This window comes from Cellulomonas sp. ES6 (genome assembly GCF_030053835.1).
GTDB lineage: Bacteria > Actinomycetota > Actinomycetes > Actinomycetales > Cellulomonadaceae > Cellulomonas.
Map to the genome: position 1 here is coordinate 2,344,721 of NZ_CP125655.1, position 18,164 is coordinate 2,362,884.

An 18,164-nucleotide genomic window follows, 5' to 3' on the forward strand; every position below is an offset into this window, starting at 1 on the left:
CGACGGCTCGCTCACGCCGACGCCGACGTGGCGCCTCTGACCGCGCCGTTCCACGTGAAACTGGACCCGAGCGAACGTGGCGGAGTGTGATGCCGCGATGGCGTGAAGTCGCTCGGACGGCAGGAGCGGAAGGTCCTTGCGAGACGCACGCGACGGGGCGCCAACCACGAAGCGATGACGGCGGCGGCGTGGGGGCCGAGACATCAGGGGGCGGAGCCACGCGAACGGGCGAGGGCTCGTGAGGCGCGAGGGCGCACAACCTCGAGCGTCCACCGCGGTGCCGGCCTGCCGCCCAGCGACGGCGGACGTACTGAGGACGGAGTCGACGTCTGCGCCGGAGGACCCCCGCGACCAGGGCGCACCCGACGACCAGGAGATGCCCCACGAACCGGTGGGGCAGGTCGAGGCCGTGGTGTCGGATGAGCCGGTGGTGCTGGGAGAAGGGGTGGTACGTCACGAGCCGGTGGTGCGGCACGAGCCGGTGGTGCTGAGCGAGGCGGTGGTGCGGCCTGAACCGGTGGTGGCGGACCACGTAGTGGTGCCGCACGGGCCCGAGCGGCCGCACGGTTGGGCCCTGAGCGAGGCGCGAGAGCAGAGCCGCACCTGCCCGGCTGCGGGGGAAGAGAGCGTGCACCGGGCGAGGAATGAACCGGAGTTCGGATGCCGCGCGGGCCGGACCTGCCACATGGCCCGGGGACACCCCACGGACCGGGGACACCCCACGGACCGGTGGCGCCCCACGAACTGGTGGCGCCCCACGAACTGGTGGCGCCCCACGAACTGGTGGCGCCCCACGAACTGGTGGCGCCCCACGAACTGGTGGCGCCCCACGAACTGGTGGCGCCCCACGAACTGGTGGCGCCCCACGAACTGGTGGCGCCCCACGAACTGGAGGTGCCCCACGAACTGGAGGTGCCCCACGAATCGGAGGCGTCCCCATGTCGGAGAGGCGCCATGCGGTAGAGGCCGAACCGGGTGCGCGCCCATGCCGCCGGCCCGGACCGCGTTCCGCGGAGGTGGGGGAGGGGGCCTGCCCATCGAGAGGAGACAGATCGTGGTCTGCGCGCACGCCGCGAAGGTCGGTTGGCCGGTGCCTCGTGCGAGCGGGGTGCCGCTGCGGCGGGACGCGACGCCGAATCCAGCGTGTGGCCGGGCCCGCGACCGAGCGTCGGGGACTGTTCCACGTGAAACAGCGCGCAGCATCCGGCCTCGCCACCGTCGCCGCCGAGCGGGTCCCTGACCGGACGTCGGTGTGATCGCGCAGCTGTCGTGCTGGCTCCCACGTTCCACGTGAAACCACCGCTGTAGGCCGGTCATGGAGCGTGCTCGGACGACGCACGAAGGGCGCGGGTTGTCGGTGCGGGGTCTCACTCGCATGCACGCGCACCCCTCCCGGTGGCGACCGGCCTCAGACGTGCCCGGCAGTCGACGCGACGAGCGCCGCCCCGCGGCCAGGACTCGGCCGCCGGGAGGTTCGGCGACCGGGAGACCGGGAGGACCGGCGACGGGAGGACCCGTGACCGGGAGGACCCGTGACCGGGAGGAGCCGTGACCGGGAGAGTCCGCGACCGGGAGAACCCACGGTCGAGAGGACCGGCCAAGGGGAGAAACCCGCGGCTATGAGAACCCGTGGCCGAAGCCGCCAGCAGCCGCGTCACCGCGCGGCCGCGGCGACCCCGATCAGGCGTTGGCCGCCGTGCGTGAGCGGTGACGGACGGGCAGGGTGATCCCGGATGACGGCTGACACCGCCCGGCCTGGACCTCGACCCCCCGAAGATCGCCGGGGCCGCAGCCTCCGACGGGGCAGGACTCGTGCCGATGGTCGCGAGGGTCGCGCGGCACACGAGGCACGCAGGGCGCCCGAACGAGGCGCGTCTCGGCTTGGTTCCACGTGGAACATCGCCACGCGCGGCCGGTCGACCCCGCGCGGCGCGGTACGGTAGAACGTCCCTGCGCGCCGAGTCATCAGCACCCGCGCAACCCACCGCGAGACCGTCCCTGGGGAGTCCTGTGCGGCCTGAGTCGGCACCTGCGCCCGACGAGCGAACCGAGCGCGCCGACGCGTCGGTGAGCCGGACGGCCGAGCCGGACGAGCAGCGCGACCCTCTCGCCGGCGATCCCCGTCTGCCTGTGCTGTTCGGCGGCGGCTGGCCGGCCGTCGAGCGGTTCCACTCGATGCTCCAGGACGACGGCGTCCTGCGCGGGCTGGTCGGGCCTCGGGAGGTCTCGCGCCTCTGGGAGCGTCACCTGGTCAACTCGGCGGCGGTCGTCGCCTTCCTCCCGGAGCGCGGCCGCATCGTGGACGTGGGCAGCGGAGCCGGCCTGCCGGGCGTGGTGGTCGCGGCGATGCGACCGGGCGCCGAGGTGGTCCTGCTCGAGCCCATGGAGCGCCGGGTCGACTGGCTGACGGAGGTCGTCGAGCGGCTCGGCCTCGGCAACGTCCAGGTGCTGCGGGGACGGGCGGAGGACGTCGGCGCGCTCGAGGCGGACGCCGTCACCGCCCGCGCGGTGGCGGCGCTGGAGAGGCTCTACGGGTGGACCCTGCCGCTCCTGCGGGTGGGCGGGCGCCTCGTCGCGCTCAAGGGCAGCCGGGCGCAGGCCGAGGTGGACGCCGCGGCGGAGATCGGACGCAGGCTCGGGGGAGGAGTGCCCGAGGTCCTGGTCGCCCCGACGCTGCCGGGCCTGGACCCGACGACAGTGGTCGTCGTCGAGAAGGCGGGTCCGGGCGAGCCCGCTGCCGGCCGTGTTTCACGTGGAACAGAGAGCAAGTCGCGGCAGTCGCGCCGCGCGGCGAAGGGACAGCGCCGGTGACGACCGAACCCGGACCGTGGCGGGACGACGCGGAGGAGCGGCGCCGAGCGGCGCTGATCGAGAGCCTCCCGCCGGCTGACGAGGACACCCCGCTGATGGCCGAGCTCCGACAGGACGCCCGCCGCCGCATCGAGCTCCGCGGCCGGGTGTTCAGCAAGCCGGACCGGACGCGCGTCATCACCATCGCCAACCAGAAGGGTGGCGTCGGCAAGACCACGACCACGGTCAACCTTGCCGCGGCCCTCGCCCAGGGCGGCCTCCACGTGCTGGTCATCGACAACGACCCGCAGGGGAACGCGTCGACGGCGCTCGGCGTCGACCACCACGCCGGCGTGACCTCGGTGTACGACGTGCTCGTCGACGGGGCGCCCCTCGAGACCGCGGTCCACCCCAGCCCCGACGTGTCCCGCCTGTGGTGCGTACCGGCGACGATCGACCTGTCGGGTGCCGAGATCGAGCTCGTCTCCATGGTGGCCCGTGAGACCCGGCTGCGCTCGGCGCTGTCGACCTACCTGCAGCAGCGCGAGGAGCGGGGCGAACCGCGCATCGACTACGTGCTCGTCGACTGCCCGCCGAGCCTCGGCCTGCTCACGGTGAACGCCTTCGTCGTGGCGGACGAGGTGCTGATCCCCATCCAGTGCGAGTACTACGCGCTGGAGGGCCTGAGCCAGCTCCTGAAGTCCATCGAGCTGATCCAGGCGCACCTGAACCCGGGACTCCACGTCTCGACCATCCTGCTCACCATGTACGACAGCCGGACGAACCTCGCCCAGCAGGTGGCGCAGGAGGTCCGTGAGCACTTCCCGCAGCAGACGCTGCGGACCACCGTCCCGCGATCGGTGCGCGTCTCCGAGGCGCCCTCCTACGGGCAGACGGTCCTGACATACGATCCGGGCTCGAGCGGTGCGCTCGCCTACCTGGAGGCAGCACGAGAGCTCGCCGAGCGCGGGAGCACCGCGGCCGGGACGAAGGAGGACGCGTGAGCGAGAAGCGACGGGGGCTCGGGCGCGGTCTGGGTGCCCTGATCCCGACCGGCCAGGAGACGCGCAGCACGGACGGCGGGAGCAGGCCGGTCGACGTGTTCTTCCCCGACCGGTCCGGCGAGCGGCCCGTTCACGAGGGTGACAACGCTCTGACCAGCGACGATACGACCTCCGACGCGGCCGCAGCCTCGGGTGCGCCGGCTCAGGCGGACCCGCGGACGGGGGCCGAGCAGGGGTCGAGTGCATCCTCGGACGGGGCGGACGTCGCCGCCGCCGCGGGCGGTCCGGACCCGGCGGCCCCCGCGCCGCAGGACGCATCCGACGACACCGACGGGCTGCTCCCGGTCCCGGGCGCGACCTTCGCGGAGCTGCCCGTCGGCGCCATCAGCCCCAACCCGAAGCAGCCCCGCACGGTCTTCGACGAGGACGCCCTCGAGGAGCTCGTCGGGTCCATCCGGGAGATCGGCGTGCTGCAGCCGGTCGTCGTGCGCCCTGTCGGCGACGGCTACGAGCTCATCATGGGGGAGCGGCGCTGGCGCGCGACGCAGGCGGCCGGACTCGACACCATCCCGGCGATCGTGCGCCGGACGGACGACGAGGACCTGCTGCGCGACGCGCTGCTCGAGAACCTGCACCGCTCGCAGCTCAACCCGCTCGAGGAGGCCGCGGCCTACCAGCAGCTCCTGGACGACTTCGGGTGCACGCACGACGAGCTGGCGCAGCGCATCCACCGGTCGCGCCCGCAGATCTCCAACACCCTGCGCCTCCTGCGGCTGCCCCCGCTGGTCCAGCGGCGCGTGGCCGCGGGCGTGCTGTCCGCCGGCCACGCGCGGGCGCTGCTCGGGCTGGGGGACGGCGCGGCCATCGAGCGCCTCGCGCAGCGCATCGTCGCCGAGGGGTTGTCCGTCCGTGCCGTCGAGGAGATCGTCGCGCTGGGCGGCGACGGCGCGGGCCGCCGTCAGCGGCAGCAGCCGCGTGCGGGCATCCGGAACGAGGCCCTCGACGACCTGGCCGGACGGCTCTCCGACCGCTTCGAGACGCGCGTCAAGGTGGACCTCGGGAAGCGGCGCGGTCGGCTCACGGTCGAGTTCGCGTCGGTGCAGGACCTGAACCGCATCCTCGCGAGCCTGGCACCCGACGACCCGGGCATCTTCCGCGGTTGAGTCGCGCCGTGCGGGCCCGGAGCCCGCACGGACGGCTCAGGCGTCGTCCTGGAGCCCCGCCTCGACGAGCCGGCGGTACAGCGTCGGCAGGTGGTGCCCGCCGGCCTCGGCGGCCTGCGGGAAGAGGGACGTCTCCGTCATGCCGGGCGCGACGTTCACCTCGAGGAACCAGGGCTGGCCGTCGGCGTCGACGATGAGGTCCGTCCGGGACAGGTGACGAAGCCCGAGGGCCTGGTGCGCCGCCACGGCGACGTCCGCGGCCCGGCGGGCGTGCTCCTCGCTGAGGCGCGCCGGCGCGAAGTACTCGGTCCGCCCGGGGTTGTACCGCGCGTCGTAGTCGTAGGGCCCGTCCGTGACGACCTCGACGGCCGGCAGCGCGACGGGCTCGCCGTCCAGCTCGACGACGCTCACCGCGACCTCGGTGCCCTCCACGGCCCGCTCGATCAGCGCCGTGTCGCCGTACGCGAAGCACGCGACCATGGCGCGGGGCAGGTCGTCGGCGGAGCGGACCAGCGTGACGCCCAGCGCGGAGCCCCCGCGGGAGGGCTTGACCACGAGCGGCAGCCCCAGCCGGGCGACGACCGCGTCCATGACGCGCCCGGCACCGAGCTCCCGGAACAGGCTCTGCGGGAGCGTCACGAACTGCGGCGTCGCGATGCCGGCACGGGTGACCGACGTCTTGGCGATCGGCTTGCTCCAGGCCACCCGGCTCGCGCGCGGCCCGGTCCCGAGGCTCCGGACGCCCAGCAGCTCCAGGACGTCCCGCACCGAACCGTCCTCGCCGCCGGCGCCGTGCAGCAGCGGCCACACGAGGTCGGGCCGCGTCTCGGTCAGGGCGGGGACCAGGTCGGCGTCCACGTCGTGCACCCACACCTCGACCCCGGCGGACCTCAGCGCCTCCGCGACGCGCCGTCCGGAGCGCAGCGAGACGTCGCGCTCGTGGGAGAGGCCGCCGGCCAGGACGACGACGCGCGGGGTGGTGGGGGCGGCTGCGTGCGGCACGGGGTCGGGTCCTCCGGGACGGGGTGGCCGCTGCGACGGCCTGGAGCGGGTGGGGGACGGGCGGGGATCCGGTTGCCCACCCGCACCGACCGTACCGGCAACGGTGGGTCGCGATGCCGGCCTGGCGGCGGGAGAGCAACCGGGGTCGGGCCCCTGGGTCAGGCCAGGTCGGGGCCCGGGGACTGCACGTCGTCGCCGCGGGGCCCGCCGCCCGTGCCGAACAGCGACACGAGCTCGCTCTCCGCCGACACGACGCCTGCGAGCCGCCGCACGCCCTCGCGGATGCGCTCCGGCGTGGGGAAGCAGAACGACAGCCGGACGTGGTCGGTGCCCTGCCCGTCGGCGTAGAACGCGGTGCCGGGCACGTACGCCACGCGGGCGGTGACGGCGCGCGGCAGCATCGCCTTCGCGTCGAGCCCGTCGGGGAGCCGCACCCAGGTGTAGAAGCCGCCGTCGGGGACCGTCCAGGTCGCGTCGGGCAGGTGCTCGGCCAGCGCGCCGATCATCGCGTCCCGGCGCTCGCGGTACAGCTCCCGGAACGCCTTGACCTGGCCCTTCCAGTCGCAGGTGGCCAGGTAGCCGCTGATCGCGAGCTGCGAGGCGTTCGACGGGCACAGGATCGCCGACTCGGAGGCGAGGACGAGCTTCTCGCGGACAGCGTGGGGGGCGACCGCCCAGCCCACCCGGTAGCCCGGCGCGAACGTCTTGGAGAACGAGCCGAGGTAGATCACCCCGTCCTCGCTGCTGGCGCGCATGGCGGGCAGCGGCTCGCCCTCGAACCCGAGCAGGCCGTACGGGTTGTCCTCGATGACGAGCACCCCGTACCGGTCGGCGATCTCGAGGATCCGGGGGCGGCGCTCGGTGGAGAGCGTCACGCCCGCGGGGTTGTGGAAGTTCGGGATCGTGTAGAGGAACTTGACGCGCCGCCCCTGCCGGGAGAGCTCGGCGAGGGTCGTCTCCAGCGCCTCCGGGACGATGCCGTGCGCGTCGAGCGGGACGTGGACGACGTCGGCCTCGTAGGCGCGGAACACCCCCAGAGCGCCGACGTAGGAGGGCGCCTCCGCGACGACGACGTCGCCGGGGTCGATGAACAGCCGCGTCACGAGGTCGAGCGCCTGCTGCGACCCGGTCGTGACGACGACGTCGTCCGGGTGCGCCTCAATGCCCTCGAGCCGCATGACCTCGAGGATCTGCTCGCGCAGCGTCTCGTCACCCTGGCCGGACCCGTACTGCAGGGCGGTCGTGCCGCGCGTGGCGACGACGCGCTGCGCGAGCTCGCCGATGACGTCCAGCGGGAGGACGTCCAGGCAGGGCATGCCACCGGCGAGCGACACCACCTCGGGACGGTTCGCGACCGCGAACAGCGCGCGGATCTCCGAGGCGCGCATGCCGTGCGTCCGCTCGGCGTAGGAGCCGAGCCAGCGGTCGAGCCGCGTGCCGGCGGCCGGGGTCGGGTGGGGGCCCGACGCCGTGCCGTCGGGCCGCTCAAGAGCGGTCATCGTCCGAGTGTGCCACGCCACTCGGGCCGCCCGGTGGCCCGTCCACAGCGGGCGCGCCGCGCACGCGCAGAACCTCCCCACCCGGAGGGGCCGGTCGTCACCCGGCGGCGACGTCCTCCAGCGCGGCGTCCAGCTCGGCGGCGTAGGCGCGCTTCTCGCGCGCGCCGACCAGCGTGCGGACCAGCTCACCCTGGTGGAAGACGTACAGGGTCGGGATCGACACCACGCCGTAGCGGGCGGCGAGGTCCTGCTCCGCCTCGGTGTCGACCGAGACGAACCGCAGCCGGCCCTCGTAGGTGCGCGCGAGCTCCTCCAGCACCGGCGTCACCATGCGGCAGGGCACGCACCAGTCCGCCCAGAAGTCGACGACGACCGGCAGCGGCGACCGCAGCACCTCCTGGTCGAAGGTGCCCGCGGTCACCGCGAGCGGGGCGGCCACGCCCGTCAGTGCCCCGCGGCTGCCGCGCCCGCGGCGGTGTCGGCGCCCTGGGCGGCGAGGGCCTCGCCGGCGTCGACGTCGGCGTGCTCGACGGCGGCGGGGATGTCGGTGGGGGAGGCGGGGTCGACGTCGCCGAGGGCGGCGAGGTAGTGCTGGGCGTCCAGGGCGGCGGCGCACCCGGACCCGGCGGCGGTGATGGCCTGCCGGTAGGTGTGGTCGACCGCGTCACCGGCGGCGAACACCCCGGGCAGGTTGGTCCGGGTGGAGCGGCCCTCGACGACGATGTACCCGTTCTCGTCCAGGTCGACCTGCCCGGCGAGCAGCTCGGTGCGCGGGACGTGCCCGATCGCGACGAACACCCCGGTCGCGCCGTGCTCGCGGGTCTGCCCGGTGACGGTGTCGCGCAGCGTCACGCCGGTGACCTTGTCCTGGCCGTGGATGGCCACGACCTCGGAGTTCCACGCGAAGGAGATCTTGGGGTCGTTCGTGGCGCGGTCGGCCATGATCTTGGAGGCCCGCAGCTGGTCGCGGCGGTGCACGATCGTCACCGACTTGCCGAACCGGGTCAGGAACGTGGCCTCCTCGACCGCGGAGTCCCCGCCACCGACCACGATGATGTCCTGGTCGCGGAAGAAGAACCCGTCGCAGGTCGCGCACCACGACACCCCGCGCCCGGACAGCCGCTTCTCGTCGTCCAGACCGAGCTCGCGGTAGGCCGACCCGGTCGCCAGGATCACCGCGCGGGCACGCACGGTCTCCCCGCCGCCGGTCACGACCGTCTTGACCGGCCCGGCCAGGTCGAGCTCGACCGCGTCGTCCCACAGCACCTCGGCGCCGAACCGCTCGGCCTGCTTCTGCAGGTTGTCCATGAGGTCGGGGCCCAGGATCCCGTCGGGGAACCCGGGGAAGTTCTCCACGTCGGTGGTGTTCATCAGCGCGCCGCCGGCGGTCACCGACCCCGCCACCACGTAGGGGGCCAGGCCCGCGCGCGCCGCGTAGATCGCGGCGGTGTACCCGGCAGGGCCGGAACCGACGATGACGATGTCGCGGACGGGGGTCTCGGTCACGGTGCTTCCTCGGGTCGGGGGACGAGCTGATGCCGGGAGAACAGATCGGCGGACCGGTCTGTTCCTGGCCCGGGCGGGCCTGCGGTCAGGAGACGGAGAGGGTCGAGATCTCGATCTTGTTCGCGCCGTCCGGTGCCTGCGCCAGCGCGGTGAACCACAGCACGACGCTCTGCGTCTCGGTCGGCTGGGCGAGGGTGAGGACGGTCTGCGGGGAGAGCGGGCCGGCCGCGAGGACGTCGCCCGCCGTCGGGTTGGCGCCGTCGGTGGACCGGACCTCGACGTTGCCGCCGGACCCGTTGACGTCGAGCGTGATCGCGCTGACCGTGGCGGGCTGCTGCAGCGTGATGACCAGGCCCACGGCGTCCTTGAAGCCCGCGAAGTCCGGGCGGTTGTAGGTGTGGGTGTACCAGGCCGTGGCCGGGTCCCCGTCGGTGAGCCGCCCCACGAGCTCCTCGTGCTCGCCGTCGTCGTCCGACGGGTCGATGGTGGTGACGGTGGCGATGACCGGCGGGTCCGTGGCGGGCGCCTCCTCGTCGTCGCCGGCGCCGTCGTCGTCGGCCGCGTCGTCCTGCGCGGGCGGTGCGGTGACCGTCGGGGTGGCGACCGGGACGGCGCCGGCGGAGTCGTCCCCGCCGCCGTCCCAGGGGCGCAGCACGTTGCCGATGGCGATCACGACGCCGACGACCACGCCGATGGCGACCAGCCCGAGCACCCAGCGCGTCGGGTCGAACCGCCGCTGGCCCGGTCCGCGGGCGGGCTCGTCGGCGGCGAACGGCAGGTCCCAGTCCGGGTGGCCTGCTCCCGGGCCGCCGGGGGCGTCCGCGGCGTCGAGGGGCTCCGGCTCGGGGGCACGGGCCGCGGGGGTGTCGGGCGCCGGCTGCGGGTCGGGGGTCACCGTCGCGAACGCCGAGGTGGCCCGGCGGACCGGGGTGGCGGGGGTGGCGGGGGTTGCCGCCCCGGAGGTGCCGCCGGCGTCGGCCTTGCTCGCGGTGCCGGCAGCAGGTGCCGCCGACGCCGGTCGCGGCGAGGCGGCCGCCGCGGCTGCCGCGAGCCCGGCGACGGCCGCGTCCCCCGCGGCGGGGCGGTCGTCGCGCTGGTCGCCCTGCTCGCGGCCGGCCTCGCGGTCCCCGGCAGCCGTCGCGGAGCCGGTGCGCTCCGGGGGGGTGCTCGTGGGACGGGTCGCGGTGGACGCCGCGTCGCGGTCGGCGGACGCGGTGCCGCGACCGGCGGGCGGGATGGCCGGCGGCATCTCCGGCCCGGACGCCGGCGCGGGCTCGGCCGCCGACCCGGAGCGGGCCGGCGGGACGGACGGCGGGTTCGTCCCGCCGGCGTCCGACGGGACCTCGGAGGTGGGCCCGGACGCGCGCGAGCCGACGGGGACGGCGGGCGGCGGCGTCCCGGGGCGCCGGGTGCCCGGCCCCTGGGCCGCACCGAACGCGGAACGAACGGACTGGCGCGCCACGCCGGCGCCCGCCGACGCGGCCGCACCGGCCGACGCGCCGGCACCGGCCGCGCCCGCGCCGGCTCCGGCCGCACCAGCCCCGGCTCCGGCTCCGGCTCCGGCCGCGCCCGCGCCCACGGCGTCGCCGGTCCCGGTCGCGGCTGCGCCCGCACCGGCTGCGGCGGCAGCGCCGGCCCCGCCCGCAGCCGCGACCCCACCGGCGCCGGCCCCGGCCGTCCGGCCCGCCCCGGTCGACGCCGCGGGCGCCCCCTCGGCCGGGTTGTCGCCATCCGCGGTCGGGCTGGTGCGCTGCTGGTCGTCGCTCATCGGGCTGCTTCCCGTCGGAGGTGCGGTGGTCGTGCCGGTGGGCGTGCCACCGTCCGGGCGCGGTGGTGCGGGGGAGTCGGTCAGGGAGGGCCAGCGCGCGGAGTCCGCGGCGCGGAACACCTCGTCGGCGCGCACGGCACGCCACGGCTCGAGCTCGCGGACGAGCTCGCCGGGGCTGTGCGGCCCGTCGTCGTGCGGCCCGAGCGTCACGACGCAGAGCGTGTCGAGGTCCGCGGGCACACCGGGCACCAGGTCGGCGGGCGCCGCGGGGGAGCCGTCGTGGTCGGGCGCGGCCGGCAGGTCGTGGTCGACGGGGACGGAGGGCGCGTCGGCCTCCCCGGCGGCCCACTCGTCGAACGTGGGCACGGCCGCCGTGGTGGTGGCGGCGGGCCACCGGCCGGTGAGGGCGGCGTAGAGCACCCGGACCAGCCCGACGGTGTCGGTGCGGCTCATGGCGTGCGCGCCGCCGCCCGCCGCGTCGAGCAGCTCGCCGTCGACCGCCAGCCCCTCGACCACGACGCGGCTGCCGGAGGTGAGCACCACGGACTCGGGGCGCAGCGCGAGGTGGTGGACGCCCCTCCGGCGCGCGACCTCGAGGGCGGCGGCCGCCTCGCCGACGACCGCGCGCGCCTGGTCGGGGGCGAGGGGGGCGCGGGCGGCGAGCGCCGCGAGGCTGCGTCCGTCGACCGCCTCCGTGACGACGTAGCCCGTGCCGTCGGCGGTCCCGACGTCGAGGATGCGCGCCAGGCGCGGGTCGACGACGAGGGCGGCCCGCCGCGCGGCGTCGAGCACGGCGGCCGCGCGCGGCCCGGTCACGAGGGTCACGGTGACCCGCCGGGCGAGGATCTGGTCGGTGGCGGTCCAGCGCTCGGCGCCGGGCAGGTTCCCGTGGCGGGGCTCGTCCAGCCGGTACCGCCCGGCGACGGTGCTCCCGAACCGGCCCACGGGGTCGCCGGGACGTCCGGGGTCCCCGGGTCGGGACTGCGCCACCTGGTCCTCCGTCCGGTCGTCGGGTCGGCGGGTCCGCCGCCGGTCGTCCGTGCCGTCACCGGCGCGGGCTCCCCGTCATGCTAGACGGGCCGCCCGTGCGGCGGCGGATCCGCGGGGGTCCCTGGGGACGGCGTCGTCCCCAGGCGGTCGGGTGGGCGGCGGGGACGGGCGGACGGGCCGGGTCAGCGCCCGCGGCGCACCACGCGGAGCACCGGCCGCAGCAGCACCCCCAGCTCGCCGACCCGCAGCAGCGCGAGCGTGCCGACGTACACCGCGGTGATCAGCACCGCGCCGGCGACGCACGCGACCACGGCGTCCCGGAGGGACTGCACCGGGCCGAGCGCGGCCAGCAGCCCGAGCCCCGCCGCGGCCGCGAGCACCGCGCCCGCACCGGCCTTGAGGTGCAGCACCAGGACGCGCCGGCCGTCGAGCCCGCCGAGCCGTCGCCGGACCGAGACGAGCGCGGCGGCGGCGCCCACCAGGTACGACAGCGCCATGGACGCGCACGCCGCGGCGACCCAGTACCGGTCGGGGAGCAGCGCCCGCCCCAGCTCGGTGCCCCCGACGACGACGACGGCCATGACGACCTGGACGGGGATCATCCCGCGCGCGTCCTCGTAGGCGTAGTACACGCGCTGGCACAGCGACCAGATCCCGAACGGGACGAGCCCGAGCAGCAGCACGACCACGACGACGGCGAGCGAGTGGACAGCGGTGTCGGTCTGCGTGGGGAACATCGCGCGGACGAGGGGGACCGCCAGCACGGTGATCCCGGTCGTCGCGAGCACCGTGAACACGCCCACGGTGCGCAGGCCGAGCGACAGGTCCGCGCGGACCCCCGCGGCGTCGCCGGCGGCCGCCCGCCCGGACAGCCGCGTGAACAGCGCGGTCGCGAGCGTCACCGTGACGAGGGAGTGCGGCAGCATGAACAGCAGGAACGCCCGGTCGTACACCGCGTTGCCGGCCAGGCCCTCCCCGGTCACCGACGAGGCGACGACGCTGATGCGCCAGACGCCGACCTGGCCGATGAGCAGGCCGAGGAACGTCCAGCTCGCGACGCGACCGGCCGAGCCGAGCCCGGAGCCGCGCAGGCCCCAGCGCGGCCGGTAGCGGAACCCGCTGCGGTACAGCGGCACGAGCAGCACGAGCGCCTGCGCCACGATGCCGACGGTCGCCGCCCCGCCCAGCACCGCGGTCTGGGCTCCCGTCCACTCCCGGACGGGCGTGTGCTCGTCGACCGGGCCGTACGTGCGGACCAGCAGGAGCAGGCCGGCGATGAACACGACGTTGTTCACCACGGGCGCCCACATGTAGGGCCCGAACGAGCCGCGCGCGTTGAGCACCTGGCCCAGCAGCGAGTACAGCCCGTAGAAGAAGACCTGCGGGATGCACCAGAACGCCATCGTCGTGGCGACGGCCGTGACGCGCGGGTCGGGGAACTCGGAGTACAGCAGCACCCACAGCGGGGCGGCGGCGGTGAGCACGATCGTGAGCCCGCCGAGACCGACGATGCCGACGGTCAGCAGCCGGTCGACGTAGTGGTGCCCGTCCGGCCGGCGGTAGGCCCGCACCACCTGCGGCACGAGCACCGCGTTGAGCACGCCGCCCGCGATGAGCAGGTACAGGGTGTTCGGCAGCTTGTTGGCGACGGAGAAGGCGTTCGCCACGCTGCCCGTCAGGCCGATCGCCCAGCCCAGCAGGGCGGTGTTGAGGAAGCCGAGCACGCGGGACGCCGCCGTGCCGGACGCCATGATGAGCGACGAGCGGCCGAGGCCGCTGCGGGCCGGCAGCGGGGGGGCGTCCGCGGCCGGGTCGCCGGCTGCGGGATCGGTGGCGGAGGTGCCGCCGGCGGCGGTGCCGTCCGGGTCGGCCCCTGCGGCCCCGGGGGCCGGGGTGGTCATGACGGGTCCTGTCGTCCGGGTCGGTCGGGTACGTCGTCGGGTCCGCCGTCGTGCGGGGTGCCGGGCGTCCCGGGCACGGGCTCCGGCACGACGCGCGCGCCGCGCCGCGCGGTCTGCCCGCGGCGCACCGTGCGCCAGATGCCGAAGGCGAGCGCCACCGCGAGCAGCACGCCGACCACCCAGCTGCCGACGCTCTCGATGGTCGGGGCGACGCGCGCGGAGAACTGCACGGGCGTCGCGAGCTCGCGCCCGCCCGCGGACACCAGGCTGACGTCGACCTCCACGTCGCAGTTCGCGCTGGCCCGCAGCGTCAGGACGACGGAGGTCTCCTGCTCTGGCGGGACGGTCGTGAGGTCGGACCGCGCGGTGTCGAGGCAGCCCTTGTGGGGGCGCAGCTCGACGCGCACCCGGGCGGCCTGGTCGAGCTCGTTGCGCACGGCGACGGTGATCTGCGCGGACGACGAGATGACGGTGAACTGCTCGTTGAGCACCGCGACCAGACCGGACTGCCGGTCGGTGGCCTCGCGCCGGGCGTCCGCGACGGCGGTGGCGCGCCCGTCCGGGTCGTCGCGCCAGGCGACGGCGAGCGGTGCGACGAGCGCGGCGTCCAGCCCGGTGAGCAGGGCGGCGGGGTCCTCCACCACGCTGGCGAACTCGCCGGCGGCGCGCCAGTCGGCGGCCAGCGCGTTGACCCACGCGGGCGTCAGCTCGGTGCCGGTACGGCTCGTCGCCGGCAGGTCCCCGCGCTCGGACGCGGTGTCGGTGCCCGCCGCGAGCTCGCCCACGCCGACGGTGTCGACCCACTCGGCGGCCTCGAGTGCGTCGAGCGCCGCGGAGGTGAGCGTCGCGGAGGGCTCCCAGTCGCGCGGCAGCGTGGCGAGCACGTCGACGCCCGCGTCGTCGCCGGTGCGGGCGAGCACGGCCGTCTCGGCGAGGGCGCGCTGCGCGGTGGTCGCGGCCGTCGCGCCCGGCTGCACCGCGGAGGGGGTGGTGAGCAGGGCGCTGAGGGTCGCGTCGGGGACCAGCGCGGAGACCGCGCCGCTCGCGGTCGTCACGGAGGCCCGCGCGCCGACGGGCGCGAGGCCGAGGGGCGGCAGCGCGGACGACCCGACGACGAGCGGCACGCCCGGCGCCGAGCCCGCCGCCCGGTCGGCGGTCGCGAGATCCGGGACGTCGTCGGCGGCGAGCAGCACGGGCTCGGCGTCCGACCACAGCGGGCTGTCCGCGGTGGACCCGGTGACGTCCTGGGCGATGCGCAGCAGGTCCGTGTCCGGGTCCCGGTCCCCCGCGTGGGCGATCGCCGCCAGGTCGGGGTCGGCCCACGGCAGCCGCAGCACCTCCCGCGACCCCGACGCGTCCTCGAGGGCGGAGAGCCACGCCCGGTCCGCCCGCGACCCGGCGGCGGCGGCGTCCACGAGCGCCGGGTCGACGGCCCAGGTGACCGAGGAGTGCTCGCCGGTGGCCTGGAGCAGCCGGCTCAGCCGCCCTCCCGCCGACGTCAGGGAGGTGAGCGCGTCGTCGGCGTCGCCGGCGACGTCGGAACCACCCGCGTCGTCGGCGCCCGACCCGGTCCCCGCGCCACCCGTCGCCGTGGCGGTCGGGCTGGGGGAGCCGGTCGCCTCGGGCGGGCCCGTGGCGCCGGGCTCGTCGCCCCCGTCGCCCGCGTCGTCGCCCTCGTCCGCCGCCACCGCCGCGCTCGCCGGGTCGGTCGCCGGCCCCACGACCGGTGCGAGCACGCCGAGCCGCGTCGCGGGCACGTCCTGCGCGGACTGCCAGAGCAGGAAGGTGCGCTCGATGCCGACGCGGGAGGAGCCGTCGGACACGTCGAGCGCGATGCCGCGCGGACCCCAGGCGTCGGCGGTGCGGAGCAGCCCGATCGCGGAGGCCGGCACCGTGACCTCGACGGTCACCTGCTGCCCGGGCTCGAGGGGGTCGTCGAGCACGGTGGTCGCGGCCACGTCGCCGACGGGGCTGGACGCGCCGCTCGCGGCCCAGCGCGTCAGCTCGTCGCGCGAGGACATCCGGTACCGGTAGATGCGGACGGACGCGCGGGGACGCTCGACGACCTCGTCGCCCTCGTTCCGGAGCCGGGCGGTCACGGTGAGGTCCTCGCCGGGCTCGAGCACCTGCGGCGCCACGTCGGTCACGGAGACGGACACGGGCAGGTCGTCCGTGGCGGGGGCGGCGGGCACGGACGCGGCCGGGGCGGCACCGGTCCCCGGCGCGGCGACGGCGGGGGCCGCGGACAGGGCCGGCAGCGCGAGCACGGCGGACGCGACCAGGGCGGCGGCGACGCTGCGCGCCCGGCGCCCGGTGCCCCGCAGCCTCATGCCTGGCCGACCAGGACCACGTGCGCGGTCTCGGCCAGCCGCCGCTCGTTGGGGTAGGCCAGCCGCGCCGGCAGCTCGAGGACCGGCACCCAGGCCACGTCCTCGGCCTCCCCGTCGGGGTCGCCCTCGACCGTCAGCTCACCGCCGACCGCGCCGAGCAGGTAGTGGTGCACCATCTTGTGCACCCGCCGGTCGTCGCCTGTGAACCAGTAGTCGATGACGCCGAGCCGCCGGACGATCCGCCCGACGATGCCGGTCTCCTCCGCGATCTCGCGGACCGCTGCCTCCTCCGGCGTCTCCTCGCCCTCGAGGTGGCCCTTCGGCAGGCACCACTCGAGCCGGCCCGCGCGGTTGCGGCGCGCGATGACCGCCGCGACGTGGACGCCGCCCTCCAGGCGCACCACGAGGCCGCCCGCCGAGGTCTCCTCGACGACGGGCAGCTGGGTGTGCCGGACCCGGGTCGTCCGCGGGTCGATCCGCAGCGCGTGGCCCCCGGGCGGTGCGGGCACACCCTCCGGTGGCAGGGCGCTCGCGGGCTCGGGCATGCAGGCCACTGTAACGACTCCGCCCCTGCGACCGGCCGCGCGTACGTGGAGGACCTGTGGACGGGGGCCGCCGCCGCGCCGATCTGGCAGGCTTGGGCGTCGTGCCGTCCGAGGACCTGACCCCCCGCCCCGCCGCCGCGGGCACCGCCGACCCCGAGGCGCTGGTCGCGCTGCAGAAGCGCGCGCTCGGGGTGATCGCCGGGCTCGCCCCGGCGGCCCTGGAGCTGGGCGAGCTGTTCCGCGCCGCGGGTCACGAGCTGGCCCTGGTCGGCGGTCCGGTGCGCGACGCCTTCCTCGGCAGGCCGAGCGCCGACCTCGACTTCGCGACCTCGGCGACGCCCGACGAGACGGAGCGGCTGCTGGCCGGCTGGGCGGACGCGCACTGGGACATCGGGCGCGCGTTCGGCACGATCGGCGCCCGCCGGCACGGGCGCCGCGGGGCACCGGACGTGGTCGTCGAGGTCACGACCTACCGGACCGACGCCTACGACCCGACGTCCCGCAAGCCGGAGGTCGTCTTCGGCGACACGCTCGAGGGCGACCTGTCGCGCCGCGACTTCACCGTCAACGCGATGGCGATCCGCCTGCCCGGCCTGGCGTTCGTCGATCCGTTCGACGGCCTGCAGGACCTGGCGCGCGGCGTGCTCCGGACCCCGGTCGACCCGCGGCAGTCGTTCGACGACGACCCGCTGCGCATGATGCGCGCCGCCCGGTTCGCCGCGCAGCTCGGGTTCGCGGTCGACCCGGCGGCGCTCGCGGCCGCCACGGACATGGCGGAGCGGCTCTCCATCGTCTCGGCCGAGCGCGTCCGCGACGAGCTGGTCAAGCTGCTGCTGTCGCCGCAGCCGCGGCCGGGCCTGCGGGTGCTGGTCGACACCGGTCTCGCGCAGCAGGTGCTGCCGGAGCTGCCGGCGCTGCGGCTGGAGATCGACGAGCACCACCGCCACAAGGACGTGTACGAGCACTCCCTCACGGTGCTGGACAAGGCGATCGCCCTGGAGACCGGCCCGGACGGCGCCGTCCCCGGCCCGGACCTGGTGCTGCGGCTCGCCGCGCTGCTGCACGACATCGGCAAGCCGGCGACCCGGCGGTTCGAGTCCGGCGGCGGGGTGTCGTTCCACCACCACGAGGTCGTCGGGGCGAAGCTCGTCGCGAAGCGGCTGCGCGCGCTGCACTTCGACAAGGCGACCGTGCAGGCGGTGGCCCGGCTCACCGAGCTGCACCTGCGGTTCCACGGCTACGGCGACGGCGCCTGGACGGACTCGGCGGTCCGCCGCTACGTGACGGACGCCGGGCCGCTGCTCGAGCGCCTGCACCGGCTGACCCGCTCGGACTGCACGACCCGCAACGTCCGCAAGGCCCGCCGGCTGTCCGAGGCGTACGACGACCTCGAGCGCCGGATCGCGGAGCTGCGGGAGCAGGAGGAGCTGGCGGCGATCCGCCCGGACCTCGACGGCACGCAGATCATGGCGGCGCTCGGCGTCGGGCCGGGCCGCGTCGTCGGGGAGGCGTACCGGTACCTGCTGGAGCTGCGCATGGAGCGCGGCCCGCTCGGCGAGGAGGCGGCCCGCGAGGAGCTGTTCGCCTGGTGGGCGGGGCGCCAGGGCTGACCGCCGGCAGTCGCCTGGCCGCCGCCGCCGGCCCGCCGCTGCCCGACCTCCGCCGG

Annotated in this window: 12 protein-coding genes; 4 read left to right on the forward strand and 8 right to left on the reverse strand. The window is 76.1% G+C overall.

The annotated features are described in order from the left end of the window. Positions 1 to 2,067: 2,067 nt before the first annotated feature. The 3 genes from rsmG (at position 2,068) to P9841_RS11070 (ending at position 4,957) form a co-directional block, all read left to right on the forward strand. Positions 2,068 to 2,811 carry a 16S rRNA (guanine(527)-N(7))-methyltransferase RsmG gene (gene rsmG, locus P9841_RS11060; protein WP_283318742.1) on the forward strand — a complete coding sequence of 248 codons (744 nt, stop codon included), beginning with the start codon at positions 2,068 to 2,070 and terminating at the stop codon, positions 2,809 to 2,811. Positions 2,812 to 2,906: 95 nt separating this feature from the next. Beyond that, positions 2,907 to 3,794: a ParA family protein gene (locus P9841_RS11065; RefSeq protein WP_283321922.1), complete on the forward strand. Its 888-nt coding sequence runs from the start codon at positions 2,907 to 2,909 to the stop codon at positions 3,792 to 3,794. Next, entirely contained in the window at positions 3,791 to 4,957 is a 1,167-nt protein-coding gene (locus tag P9841_RS11070; RefSeq protein ID WP_283318743.1) for a ParB/RepB/Spo0J family partition protein, read from the forward strand. The genes P9841_RS11065 and P9841_RS11070 overlap by 4 nt, the downstream gene beginning before the upstream one ends. Positions 4,958 to 4,993: 36 nt before the next feature. Here P9841_RS11070 and P9841_RS11075 read toward each other — a convergent pair whose 3' ends face one another. The 8 genes from P9841_RS11075 to P9841_RS11110 all read right to left on the reverse strand — a co-directional run bounded on the left by P9841_RS11075 (position 4,994) and on the right by P9841_RS11110 (position 16,498). Further along, the gene (locus tag P9841_RS11075) at positions 4,994 to 5,959 is read right to left on the reverse strand and encodes a D-alanine--D-alanine ligase family protein (protein WP_283318744.1); all 966 of its coding nucleotides are present in this window, start codon (positions 5,957 to 5,959) and stop codon (positions 4,994 to 4,996) included. A gap of 158 nt (positions 5,960 to 6,117) precedes the next feature. Further along, entirely contained in the window at positions 6,118 to 7,458 is a 1,341-nt protein-coding gene (locus tag P9841_RS11080) for an aminotransferase-like domain-containing protein (protein WP_283318745.1), read from the reverse strand. A 97-nt stretch (positions 7,459 to 7,555) separates the two neighbouring features. Then, the gene (gene trxA, locus P9841_RS11085) at positions 7,556 to 7,897 is read right to left on the reverse strand and encodes a thioredoxin (protein ID WP_283318746.1); all 342 of its coding nucleotides are present in this window, start codon (positions 7,895 to 7,897) and stop codon (positions 7,556 to 7,558) included. A 5-nt stretch (positions 7,898 to 7,902) separates the two neighbouring features. After that, positions 7,903 to 8,964 carry a thioredoxin-disulfide reductase gene (gene trxB / locus P9841_RS11090; protein ID WP_283318747.1) on the reverse strand — a complete coding sequence of 354 codons (1,062 nt, stop codon included), beginning with the start codon at positions 8,962 to 8,964 and terminating at the stop codon, positions 7,903 to 7,905. An 85-nt stretch (positions 8,965 to 9,049) separates the two neighbouring features. Next, positions 9,050 to 11,722, reverse strand: a complete 2,673-nt coding sequence (locus P9841_RS11095) for a hypothetical protein (RefSeq protein ID WP_283318748.1) — start codon at positions 11,720 to 11,722, stop codon at positions 9,050 to 9,052. Positions 11,723 to 11,904: 182 nt separating this feature from the next. Continuing rightward, positions 11,905 to 13,623 (reverse strand): murein biosynthesis integral membrane protein MurJ, encoded by a 1,719-nt coding sequence (gene murJ / locus P9841_RS11100; protein WP_283318749.1) that lies wholly within the window; start codon positions 13,621 to 13,623, stop codon positions 11,905 to 11,907. Then, complete coding sequence (locus tag P9841_RS11105) at positions 13,620 to 15,953, reverse strand: DUF6049 family protein (protein ID WP_283318750.1); 2,334 nt, start codon at positions 15,951 to 15,953, stop codon at positions 13,620 to 13,622. The genes murJ and P9841_RS11105 overlap by 4 nt, the downstream gene beginning before the upstream one ends. Next, the gene (locus P9841_RS11110) at positions 15,950 to 16,498 is read right to left on the reverse strand and encodes an NUDIX hydrolase (protein WP_283318751.1); all 549 of its coding nucleotides are present in this window, start codon (positions 16,496 to 16,498) and stop codon (positions 15,950 to 15,952) included. Before P9841_RS11110 ends, P9841_RS11105 begins: the two co-directional genes overlap by 4 nt. A gap of 161 nt (positions 16,499 to 16,659) precedes the next feature. Here P9841_RS11110 and P9841_RS11115 point away from each other — a divergent pair, with 161 nt between their 5' ends. Beyond that, entirely contained in the window at positions 16,660 to 18,108 is a 1,449-nt protein-coding gene (locus P9841_RS11115) for a CCA tRNA nucleotidyltransferase (protein ID WP_502848893.1), read from the forward strand. Positions 18,109 to 18,164: the final 56 nt, after the last annotated feature.